Below are 11,778 nucleotides of genomic sequence, written 5' to 3' on the forward strand. Positions count from 1 at the left end.
TTGAATACTTCTATGTTTAAATCATCTTTCCTTTTAGCCGCCGCTTTACTGCTTACCGTAGTCCGGCAAGACGTTCAGGCACAGACACAGACTCAGCTGCAGCCCCGGCAATCAGAATCAGTTTTGTCTGCGCAGGCGGGTTCATCTGTACTCGTTATTGCACCACATCAGGACGGGCGGGTCTTTCTGTTCCACAACTATAATGTGCCGCTCGCGCACGGTTTCAAAGTGTATCGCAATACAGAAGGTACCGGCTGGGAGCTTCTCACGGAAGAACCCGTTTTCCCGGTACAAAACGGCGGTCAGCTTCGTATGCGGTTAAGAGAGGGCTGGCACTCCATATCTCGTGATACCGGTATTGACGACGCACAGGCTTTTTTCCTGATGATGCGGTCCGGTACAGCGGATGCGCTTGTTACCCTCCTGACATTGCCGGATCTGGCACAGGCAATGGGAACCCTGTATATAGATGAAAATGCTCCGTATGGCCGTCTTGCAGCTTACCGTATGGTGATGGTGAATGAATTTGGCCTTGCGACCGGTACGGTGCTCGAAAACGAGGCTATGCTGGAAGCCCGCCTGCCCCTGCCTGTTACCGGCCTTGAAGCTAAAAACGACGGCAGAACGGTTACCCTCAGTTGGGACTATCCCGCCCTGAATACCCCTGGCACGGAAGAAGTATTCCGCTTCAGGCCCCGTTTCCGCCGCACGAATGAAAGTCGTGAGCGTAATGTGCTGCCCGGCGTAATGCTCCGAACCGACAGCAGCACCCGGTTTCAGATTACATTTGATGTGCCTGCTACCAACACAGAGTACGAATTTTGGGTTGAGCCTCAGAATCTTGCAGGCCAAACCTCAGAAGAGCCCGGTCGGCTTACTTTTTTTGTGGCTGATAACGCTGCCCCGGCTGCTCTTTCCGGCGTAACGGCCAGCTTAATCAGCGAAGACACCATTGAAATAACATGGCCCGCGAGTACAAATGTTGATGCAGCAGGTTATCATGTGTACCGTGGTTTCGCCGGTGAAGAAGAAATGATTCGGCTTACTCCTGAACCCGAGAATTTATTCGCATTCAGCTTGATAGATCAGGTACCGATGCGGGGCCGGCAGTACCGCTACGCTGTGCGCGTACTGGGGCAAAACGGTATTGAGAGTAACAACAGCAATGTTGTGAATGTCGCAGTGCCCGATCTTCGCAGGCCAGACCCTGTATATGCTTTGGAAGCAGCTTTTGACGCTGAAAATAAAACGGTTACGCTGCAATGGCTGCATGAACCGGATGCAGAAAACTTCCGCGGCTACCGGGTGCTCCGCAGCCTGATATCCGGACATACAGCAAACGGGTATGCACAGCTCAGCAGCAGTTCCATGAGCGAACAGCAGCTCAGCGACCGCGGACCCTCCGGGCTTGGTTTCGAAGAAGGCCGCACATTTGTGTACGGCGTTGCAGTAGTCAGCAGTACCGGTCAGGTGAGTGATACCCTGTTCACCCGGCTTCAGATACCGGTGATCACCCCGCCTGAGCCGCCTTCAGCAATTCATGCAGAGCTAAGGGGCGAAACGCATGCCTACATCAGCTGGAGTAGCTCGCCTTCTCTTGATGTTACCCATTACAGGCTTGAAAAAATCACGCCTGATGATTCAGAACAAGCCGTAACGCTTGCCACGCTGCCTGCCAATAACCGCAGCTTTACTGCCCGTGGGCTGGAGCTTTCACGGCCTTACTTGTTTGCTGTAACGGCCATAGATTCAGCCGGAAACCAATCGGTCGTATTGCAAAGTACAATGGTTGTACCACAGCGTGTTACGCCTCCTGCCCCTGTGCACAACTTTCAGGTAAGGGCCCGGCAGGCCTCTGAAGCAGATCCGGCCCGCGTAAGTCTCGCATGGCAGACTCGCGAACCCCGGGAATCTATCTCATCGTTTCGGGTGTACAGGAGCAATCAGGCATCAGGAGTGTTCGAAGCTATTGCAGAGCTTAGCAGCGAAACTTCACGTTATGATGACCCGGATGGCCGCCCCGGCCAGTGGTATAAAGTCTATCCGATCGGCACCAACGGACAACCGGCAAGAGATGCCCGAGCGGTTCAGGCTGTGCTGCGTTGAAGCGGATTATTGAATGAAGCAGTGCCGGGATGTCACTGCGAATCCTGTTTGTTCGGGGTGATGAGCCCGCATGCTGCCCTCCCGGGTCGGAACGGGATTCCCCCGGCACGCAGCCCGAAACACGAAACCTGATGGGGCCCCGAACCCATCACCCTAAAACACCCCACAAAAAAAGGCGAACCCCAACAACCGGGATTCGCCTTTTCTTTTTTTTTGATTTCGGGGGATGTGCCCCGTGCCCTACTTCCGGATTTCGAGGGTGTGGCTGCTGCCGGTGAGGGTGAAGCGGTCGAGGCTTACGGTGCGGGTGCCGGCATCGTAGCTGAAGCGCAGGGGCTGCCCGTCGAGGGTAACGGCAGCCGGGGCCGCGCTGAAGTTGCGCAGCAGCAGGCTGAGATCGCTGAAGCCTTCCAAATCGCCCGCGTTCGGTCCGCGTTCGGTCTCAAAGCGTAGCTGCACCTGACCGTTTTCCTGCGTGCGGCTGACGTGCAGCTTCTCGTACATGCCCCGGTTGTGGGCATCGCGCGTGAGGCCGTCGTCATGGTAAATCAGGGTGCGGCCGGCTTCGGCGGCTTCGCAGTGGAAGTAGTGCAGGCTCAGGTGCGCTACGCTGTAGGTGTTCATGTTTTGGGCGAGGTCGGCCATGGCAATCACAGAGCCGCCGCGGGCAAAGACCGGGATGCGGTCTTCTGCGGTGGCAATTTGATGGATGCGTCCACCTTCGGCTTTCTCGCCGGTGTGCAGCTCGTACCAGTTGGCGGTCGCGGGCGCGTGAAGGGTCACGAATTCGGCGCCCTGTCGCAGCACCGGGGCGACGAGCAGATCCGGACCAAACAGGTAGCTGTTGGCGATCTGGTAGAATTTGAAGTTGTCAGGCTCCTCAAAAGACAGCGGACGCATAAGCGGCATGCCGGTTGTGCTGTTTTCGAAGGCCATGGTGTAAATATAGGGCATCAGCCGGTAGCGGAGTTCGATGGCGGTGCGGCTGAGGTTTACGGTGTGCTCATCCCAGAAAACCGGCTCGGAGGGCACGTCGTCCTGCGCGTGCGGGCGATAGATGGGCTGGAACACGCCGTACTGCATCCAGCGGACGTACAGTTCCGGGTCCTTATTCGGCCAGGCAAAGCCGCCCAGATCGGAGTGGATGTAGGCCAGACCCTGCATCCCCATTTGCAGTGCGATTTCCGGCTGCGGCTTCAGGCCGCCCCAGTTCCGGCTCACATCTCCGGTCCAGGGGATCATCCCGAACCGCTGCGAGCCCGCGTAACCGGCCCGCATCAGGTTAAAGGGCCGCATGTCGGGGAAGTCGCGCAGGTGACCTTCGTGCACCATTTGGCCCCAGCGGTGTCCGTAAATGTTGTGCACTTCGCGTGCGCGCCCGATGTGGTGCATCACCCAGTCGGGGTGCACTTCCGGCTCACCCAGATCGCCCCACCAGCCGTGTATGCCGTAGGTGTTCATCAGGTGCCGGTAAATGCCCCAAAACCAGTCGGCGGCTTCGGGCTTGGTGATGTTCACCAGGCTCGTATTTCCGAAGAAAAAATCCCAGGTCGCCGGGTTTCCGAGGGAGTCGCTAACGACCACGTTTTCGCGCACGGCTTCCTCCCAGCGGCCGGAGGTGGTAAGAATGAAGGGCTCGGTGATGAGCACGGTGCGCACATCCATTTCTTCCAGCTCCTGCACCATTGCGGCGGGATCGGGCCAGTTTTCGCGGTCCCAGTCGAGGGTACCCATGTGGCCGAGCATGTCTGCGCCGAACCAGTACAGATCGATAATGACGGCATCAACCGGAACTTCGAGCTCGCGGAATTTGCGGATGGTATCGAGCACTTCCTGCTGATTGCGGTAGCCGAAGCGGCTCGAGAAGTTGCCCAGGGCCCAGCGCGGCGGCAGCGGCTGCAGACCGGTGAGGCGGGTGTAATTTTGGATGATGTCCGCCCAGGTTTCCCCGGCTACCACGTGATAGGTTTTGCGGCCGGAGAAGGCCTCAAAGCCGATGGTGTGGTCGTTCCGGCTGTCGAGGTCGAGCCAGCCGGTGGTGGGGTTGTCGAAGTGGAGGAGGTAGCGCTCGGACGACATCACTACGGGCAGGGTGAAGTTGATGAGGTCAGACCGCGTTTCGTAGCCGTAGTGGGCGCGGTTGTAGAGCTCGAGGCGGTGACCCCGGCGGTTCATGCCGAGGGCGCGGGAGCCGCCGCCCATGAGTGTTTCGTGCTCGCTGATGAGGAAATCGACCCGGAAGCCCTCTTCGTTTTCATCCGGCTGAAAGCCGCCCTGCTCACGCAGCAGGTGCCGGCCGCGGTAGTAGAATGCGAAACGGCCGGTATCTTCGCGAAAGGTGACGGTGAGTCCGGCAGTAATGAACTGCTGCACGCCGCCCTCAGAAAGCTGCCGTACGGCAACGGGCAGGGGCTGCATCACAACGGCCTCGGAAGGCCGGTAGTCAGCGGCAGAGCGGCCTTCGGGGAAGAAGCTCACTTCCGCGATGGCGTCGCTGTAAAAGGTGAGCACATGCGTGCCCTGATCGCTGCTGAGGGTAAAACTCGTACCCGTTTGCTGTGCGGAAACCAGCGCAGGCTGAAACCCGCTGCCCGGCCACAGCAGCAGCAGGCTAAATAACAGAATGGAAATTTTCATGCACGTATTGGCTTGGGCCGGGCTGCTGTCGCACAGTCCGGCGTGGTGACAAATTGGTGGTTTTGAAATCAAACAGCTGAAAACGGAGGTATATCCGGATCGCTTCACAAACGATGTAAGCGGTTACATTAATATAAGCCGACTTGGAAAGGTATCAAAGCCGGTCAGCCTTCAAAGCTCGGTGCCGGGTTTGCTGACCTTTGGCGCTGCTATGCTTTAGCGGGTGCGGGCTTCGAGCTGTGTGAAGTAGCGGCTCACGTGCAGGCCGTCCATCAGCCCGTGATGGGCTTCTACGGAGGCGGGCATCATGAGGCGGCCGCGGGCATCGGGCGCGAATTTGCCGAAAGCGATACGGGGGATGCTGCCCACGCCGTCGGATTCGTTGCGCGGGTGCCGCAGGCCGGTAAACTGAAACCAGGGGATGATGGTGTGGAACAGCAGGTCAAGCTCGAGATCGCGGTCGGTGCTTGTTCCCGGCGTAACCGAGCGCGCCGCGCTGCTGCCTTTGGGGTAGCGGGCAGCAAAGCCTGCGAGGTCTTCACCCGGCTGAAAGGTGTAGTACACGAACCGCAGGTTTTCCTCCGCATCGAGATCGGTGCAGCCGCAGTGCAGGAAATCGTACAGGCGCACTTCATCACCGGCAAGCCGCAGCCGGAATTCGGGGATGGCGTTGGCCGTCTGCACCGAATGGTAGAGCAGGGCCGTGCTGAAAGGGATGCCGGAAGCCCTGCAGCTGTGGTAAAGCCCGGTGACCTCAATCTGACCGGTAAGGTTGAATTCCGGCTGTGCGTAGTTGCGGTACAGCTCAAAAACCGGCCGGCGTTTCCAGCTGTCTGTCTCGATGATGGTGTACATGCTTGCCTTGCTGTGCAGTGCAGGGTTGAATTTGAAGGAAGATGATCTTCCCTAAAGGTAAGAAAGCCGGTGCAATTAAACCCGCAGCATGCTCAGACTCATAATCACAACTGTTACTGAAGAAGGGTTTTGGTGCCGCTCGTGCGACTGACTAAAGCTGAATTCCTGAAACCTTAATTTAATAAGTATAAATACTTATGTATATAACTTAATATCGGTGAGAAGCGCGGCAGGGGGTCTGTTTCACCGGAATATAGTTGAAAAGTACGTAGTTAACCTTGATAAAGTCATGTTAGGCAATAACTCTGAAATGGAGTTAGGTAGGGGAATAAACAGTTTTAGTCGGGCAATTTTGTATTTATAAATTAATTATTAACAATACTATACGCGACAAAAAATAAATATAACCTTAATGTTAGATTCTCTATTGAAACAAATATTAAAAAAACATAATATAAAAGCGAGCAAGGGAAACTACTTAACCCACCTAACCCTTTCCCTTCGCTAATAATGGACTTACACAATATGCCCCGGTTTCTGAACCCGGCGAATACCGCAGAAGCAAGGGTTAACACTTAATAAAAGGACACGGTCATGGGACAACAATAATTATTACTCGTAATTTTGGTCACGATTATTGTAGGTATTGCAACGGTTGTTGCGATTAACATTTTCGGAACCAGTGCAACACAGGCAAATGAAGACGCGGTGCGTCAGGATATGATCACTATCGCTGCTCAAGCGCAGGCTTGGTATGCAAGGCCTGAAATGCTTGGCGGTGGTGGTCGTAAATATGATGATTTTGATTTTTCAAAAATTGGTTTCGCATGTGATTTTGAAACTACTGGTGAAGGTGATAATGCAACTACAAATTTTGATGAATGTGAAAACGAAAATGGTTTGTACACATTTGCAGAAGATGGTCAAACAATTACGTTCACTGGAACACCAAGCACAGGGGGCCTAAACTTTGTTTTAGCGGTTTCAGGTTCCCAAACAAATTTTAGCTTTGGAGATCGTGAATAATAAAACAATCAAGCTAAATTAATGATTATATACCCACAAAAGGCCGGCCTCCTGGCCGGCCTTTTCGTTTCACGCATCACCGCTTCACCGCAACACCGCAGTACCCTAACATCTTCCCCTAATAGGACTGATTTCCCCGCCGCCGCTCCCCTCTTCTCACCTCCATGCCACGGGCGGCATTAGCAGCAGCACAAGCGCAAGCAAAGGCACCGCACAATGTCACAATTCAAATTCATAGGACTGGCCCCAAACGGCCGCACGGTTCAGGCCGAGTTCGATGTCCCCTCTAAGCAGGAGGCAAAGAAGAAGGCCGAGCTGATTGTGCGTAAACGCGGTATCAAACTCGAAAAGCTGCTCGAGAAGAAAACCTGGCTCTACAAGGGCCGCCGCGCCGGCGCCACCTGGGTAGAAGGCGAGCAGGATGCCTACGCCAAAGAAGACGTAGAGGCCGCACTCAAGCGACTGAGCTTTACCGATATCAAGGTGAAGTCCAAACTTGTTTTATACAAGCCCGGCGTTCCGGCTGAAGAGGTCGTTACCTTCATCCGGCTGTCTGCCGATCTGCTCAAGCAGAAGCTGCCCTTCGACGAAATCCTCACCCTGCTGATCGAAGATACCGCAAACCCGCGCATGCGCGAGGTTATCCGGCAGATCCAAAAAGACCTGCAGGACGGCCGCGAGGGCAGAGAGGTTTACCACAAACATGCCGATGTGTTCGGCACTTTTGCTGCCTACATGCTGGGCGTAGCAACCACCTCCGGTAACATTGCCGAAATTTTCGAAAGCACGGCCAAGTTCATGGAGCGCGACGCCACTTTCAAAAAAAACCTGCGCCGCTCCCTGCTCATGCCGGCCATCACCGTTCTCGCGGTTGTGGGTGTTGTGCTGTTCTACGTCGGCTACATCTTTCCCGCTACTGCCGAGATGTTCCTGAAGTTCGACATCGACCTGCCGCCCATGACGGCTGCAACCCTCGATTTCAGCTACTGGATTACCGCCAACTGGCTGTGGATTGTGCTCGCCATTGTAATCCCGATTGCAGGCTTCATCTTTGCGCTTCGGACCCCGCAGGGCAAGCTCAAATTTGATCAGTACATCATTAAGCTGCCGCTTTTTGGCGACCTCATCCACAAAACGAGCATTGAGATTTTCGCCCGTGTATTCTACACCCTGTACAGCGGTTCCGGTCAGAACATTGAGGTCATCCGCATTGCTTCTGAAGCCTGCCGCAACACCTACATGGAGAAGCAGATCAAAGAAGTCGCTATCCGGATGATGCTCGACGACGGCCGCGGCCTCATCGAATCGCTCGAGGCCACCGGCGTATTCACGCATACCGCGCTGAGCCGCTTCAAGCTCGGGGTGGAATCGGGCTCCCTGAAAGACAACGCCCTGCAGCTCGCCAACTATTACGAAACGCAGACGAGCTACAAGATGGATTCGCTCATCGATACCATCAACCTGATGATCAACATGTTCATCATGGTAGCGCTGATCGGCATCACCATTGTGTCGTCCGAGTCAGCGGTCATCAAACCAAAATCATCCTTCTAAATCGCCCTACCCATGTTAGCCATCAGCAGCATAAAGCGGAAAATCGGAGACACCCTGCTCGAAGCAGGCGTGGTTACCGCCGCTTTGCTTGAAGAGGCCATGGAAGTGATGGAGCGCGAGCCCGAGCATCAGCGCCGGCGGCTGCCCACGGTGCTGATTAAGGATTTCGGAGCCAACGAGCAGGCCGTGATGCGGCAGGTTGCCGCCATGTATGCTTTTAATGAGGTCGGCCTGGGCGATACCTATAAATCGCCGGAGCAGATCGAACGCTGCCGTCAGGTTGTGAACCTGCTGCCGGAACACTTTGTGAGCGATCTGATTAATGCCCGCGCCGTGCCCTGGTTCTCGAGCGGGAACAAAATCCTGATTGCAGCGGCTGACCCCCTCGAGCGAAAGCTCAACGAGCTGATTGAGAAACTCCCGTTTCGTCAGCACGAAATTGCCTACCTGCCTTCCGATAAGCTCAAGTTTGTTTCGGGTCAGGTTTTTGAGCTGAAAAATGAATTTCTTGAGCTGCTGGAAGAGTACAGCTCCGGCGTGGATTACCTGGATGAGGAAGAAGAAATCCTTACCGAAGAGCAGATCGATGCGGAAATTAACCAAAGCATGCTCAACTCGCTGGTTGAGGGGATGCTGGTTGAAGCGGTTCGGAAAGACGTGAGCGATATTCACGTAATTCCGGTGGATAAATCCCACGCTGATATTTTCTTCCGGATTGACGGCAAGCTGCAGCTGTGGATTAAGCAGAACAACATCCGGCCGGAAGCCCTGTGTGCCGTTATCAAAGACAAAACGCAGAACGTGGACCGCTTCGAGCGGGATATGTCGCAGGACGGGTTCATACAGCGCATGGTTGACGGGCATCAGATCCGCTACCGGGTTTCCATCATCCCGATGGTCGGGGCCGATTTCAACCGGAAGTTCGAGAGCGTGGTAATCCGGATTCTGGACGACCGCAAGGTGATCACCGATCTGGCAAAACTCGGCTTGCAGCCTTTTGCCAAAAAAGTGTTTGAAAAGGCGATCAACAAGCCGTCGGGCATCGTTATCATCACAGGACCAACAGGAAGCGGCAAGAGCACGACCCTTGTTGCGGCCCTGTACGCGGTAATTGACCCGAGCGTGAACGTGCTCACGGTTGAGGAGCCGGTCGAGTACCTGATCCGCGGGGCGCGGCAGCTGAAAATCAGCGACAAAATGAGCTTCGACCTGGCCATGCGCGGCATCCTTCGGCATGACCCTGATATTGTGCTCGTGGGAGAAATCCGGGATCTGAAAACGGCCGAGATCGCCATCAAGCTGGCGAATACGGGTCACCTCACTTTTTCGACCCTGCACACCAACGATGCCCCAAGTGCGGTTTCGCGCCTCTATAAAATGGGGATTGAGCCCTTCCTGATTGCAACTTCTGTGAGCCTTGTTGTGGCGCAGCGGCTTATCCGCAAACTGTGTGAGGTGTGTAAAAAGCCGGCTGAAAAAGACGGAGCCCTGTTCGAAATGGCAAAAGTAGTAGGCTTCACACAGGAAGAGATTGAGCAGACTACTTTCTTCGAACCGGTCGGCTGCCCGCGATGCAACAAAGGCTTCAAGGGCCGGATGGCCATTTATGAAGCCCTGTACTTCGATAAGGAAATCAAGAAAATGATTTACGAATCCGGGAATAATGTTGATGAAGATATGATCAGGCAAACGGCCATCAAAAACGGCATGCTCACGCTGCGGGCTTCGGGCCGGCTGCGCATCAGCAACGGAAATACGAGTGTGTCTGAAATCCTGGCCGCCACTATAGAGGATTAGTATTTAAACCCCCAAACAAAATGCTTATGACATCCGCACCAGAAAATATCAGCGCCGCCCTTGAGCAACTGCAGAGCGAACCGCCTACGCTGTTTCGCAATATTCCGAAGCATGACCTGGCCGAGCTGTTTACAGCTGCATCGCGGCGCAGGGCTGAGCCGTTTGAGGAGCTGCTGCCCGGCTTCCCCGACGGTAACGGACACGGCTTTCTGGTGGTGGAAGGTCTGGTTGAAGCCCGCAGAAACGGCACTATTATCGAACAGTTTTCTGCGGGTGATTTTATCGGGGAGGCTTTTCTGCACTCTAAAGCACAGCTCAGCTGTGAGCTGAGGGCAACGGTTCCCACCTGGGTACTGATTTTCAAACGCAGTGATCTGGTACAGTTTTTCAGAACGCGTCCGGAGAAAACCCTCAAAATTTACACCATGAACGTGATTGAGGCACAGCACAGGCACATCATAAGCCTGTACAGCCGCATCACCAAAAATGATCCGCAAATTCAGGCGAGTCTGTGAAAAACAGCATCACCATATCATCCTTTTTAACGCGAAAGCTGCCGGTAATAAACGCAGCTGAAGCCGGGTATGCGTGCCGTGCAGGGCAACTGTCAGCCGGTAATTCCGTACCACTTAAAAAGGAGGTAAGGTTATGAACGCCAATCAGCTGTTTCTCGCACTGGGCGCCCTGCTGCTGCTCATGATCGTAACGACCACGCTCAACCGTACTTACATACTGGCGCTCACGGAAACCATCGATAATCAGCTCCGTTTTGAGGCCGTCAATTTCGCACAATCTCTCACAGAGCTTGTTTTCAGCGCATCGGAGGAATATGATCAGATTGATGCGCTTCTTGCCAATCGCGACGACATACAGGACCCTAACAAACGGTTTACACGGGTAACGCAATTTGGCGATTCCCTTTTCGCAACCATCACTTTAACTCCCGATACGACCCTTCAGCACGGCGTAACCGGCCGGCTCGCCGCCATTCAGGTGTACAGCCGGCAAAACGGCACCTTTGTAGCTGAAGCCGAAACAAGAGCAACCATTAACAGGAGATAGCCATGCACGGACTAACACAAATTATTGTACCACAAATCATCGTCGGGTTGCTTGTCCTGCTGGTATTTAATGTGCAGCTAAAGATGATGGATTCATCCGTGGAAAATCAGGTGATGGGCGATCTGCAAAACCGCGCTGATACCGGCATAATGCTGATTCAGGAATTTGCCCGCGATATTCGCCTGGTAGAGCACGCTGCTGCCGATTCCCTCACTTACCTCGACGGCCGTGGCAATCAGGTAGCCATCTTTAAGGATAACCGCCTGATGAAAGTGCAGACGACCAATCTGCAAACTGACAGCACGAAAAGTATCAGCTACAACCTGATGCTCAGCGATCTCCATTTTGAGCTCGTTTCCGTGCTGGGTCAGCCGCAGGCCATTCTCCGGATTCGGATTGAAACGGAGAGTACCCCTGAAATGGAACCGGGCACCCGTACGCACCGGTACCGCGCATTTGCCAACCGCGATATTTTCCTGCGCAATGCCGCAATCAACTAAAAGGAGCCGTTATGGGTAACTATGCACTCATTCTGGTGATGGCGCTTAGCTTTGCAATCGCCATTTATACCATTAATATAAATCAGCAGGTACTGATTAGTGATGCTCAGGTTTCGGATTCTTACAGCCTGAATCAGTCAAGAAATGTGGCGCAGAGCGCAGCACAGCTGGCCGTTGCAAAAATTCTGAACAAGGCGGATGCGCAGTTTAATCCGGCAGCTGATCAGGTGATTTTCTTTCC

The 11,778-nt window shown here is 54.3% G+C and carries 10 protein-coding genes; 8 read left to right on the forward strand and 2 right to left on the reverse strand.

Annotation, left to right across the window (positions count from 1 at the left end; genetic code table 11):
- The first annotated feature begins 12 nt into the window (after window positions 1–12).
- Entirely contained in the window at window positions 13–2,106 is a 2,094-nt protein-coding gene (locus LAT75_RS07880) for a fibronectin type III domain-containing protein (RefSeq protein WP_291482099.1), read from the forward strand.
- Between the two features lie 240 nt (window positions 2,107–2,346).
- Here LAT75_RS07880 and LAT75_RS07885 read toward each other — a convergent pair whose 3' ends face one another.
- Window positions 2,347–4,743, reverse strand: coding sequence for a TIM-barrel domain-containing protein (locus tag LAT75_RS07885; RefSeq protein ID WP_291482100.1), 2,397 nt, complete (start codon window positions 4,741–4,743; stop codon window positions 2,347–2,349).
- A 216-nt stretch (window positions 4,744–4,959) separates the two neighbouring features.
- Entirely contained in the window at window positions 4,960–5,598 is a 639-nt protein-coding gene (locus tag LAT75_RS07890; protein ID WP_291482101.1) for a CatA-like O-acetyltransferase, read from the reverse strand.
- Window positions 5,599–6,222: 624 nt separating this feature from the next.
- Between LAT75_RS07890 and LAT75_RS07895 the strand changes: the two genes are divergently transcribed.
- From LAT75_RS07895 to LAT75_RS07925, 7 genes are all read left to right on the forward strand, one after another.
- Window positions 6,223–6,624, forward strand: coding sequence for a hypothetical protein (locus tag LAT75_RS07895; RefSeq protein WP_291482102.1), 402 nt, complete (start codon window positions 6,223–6,225; stop codon window positions 6,622–6,624).
- A 216-nt stretch (window positions 6,625–6,840) separates the two neighbouring features.
- Entirely contained in the window at window positions 6,841–8,178 is a 1,338-nt protein-coding gene (locus tag LAT75_RS07900; protein WP_291482103.1) for a type II secretion system F family protein, read from the forward strand.
- A gap of 12 nt (window positions 8,179–8,190) precedes the next feature.
- On the forward strand, window positions 8,191–9,975 hold the full coding sequence (locus tag LAT75_RS07905; protein WP_291482104.1) for an ATPase, T2SS/T4P/T4SS family: 1,785 nt from the start codon (window positions 8,191–8,193) through the stop codon (window positions 9,973–9,975).
- A 26-nt stretch (window positions 9,976–10,001) separates the two neighbouring features.
- Complete coding sequence (locus LAT75_RS07910; protein ID WP_291482105.1) at window positions 10,002–10,490, forward strand: cyclic nucleotide-binding domain-containing protein; 489 nt, start codon at window positions 10,002–10,004, stop codon at window positions 10,488–10,490.
- Window positions 10,491–10,623: 133 nt separating this feature from the next.
- Complete coding sequence (locus LAT75_RS07915; protein WP_291482106.1) at window positions 10,624–11,037, forward strand: hypothetical protein; 414 nt, start codon at window positions 10,624–10,626, stop codon at window positions 11,035–11,037.
- A gap of 2 nt (window positions 11,038–11,039) precedes the next feature.
- Window positions 11,040–11,537 (forward strand): hypothetical protein, encoded by a 498-nt coding sequence (locus LAT75_RS07920; protein WP_291482107.1) that lies wholly within the window; start codon window positions 11,040–11,042, stop codon window positions 11,535–11,537.
- An 11-nt stretch (window positions 11,538–11,548) separates the two neighbouring features.
- A partial coding sequence (locus LAT75_RS07925) for a hypothetical protein (RefSeq protein ID WP_291482108.1) occupies window positions 11,549–11,778 on the forward strand: 230 nt, incomplete at its 3' end.

It is taken from the genome of Cyclonatronum sp. (genome assembly GCF_022565315.1).
Taxonomy (GTDB): domain Bacteria; phylum Bacteroidota; class Rhodothermia; order Balneolales; family Cyclonatronaceae; genus Cyclonatronum.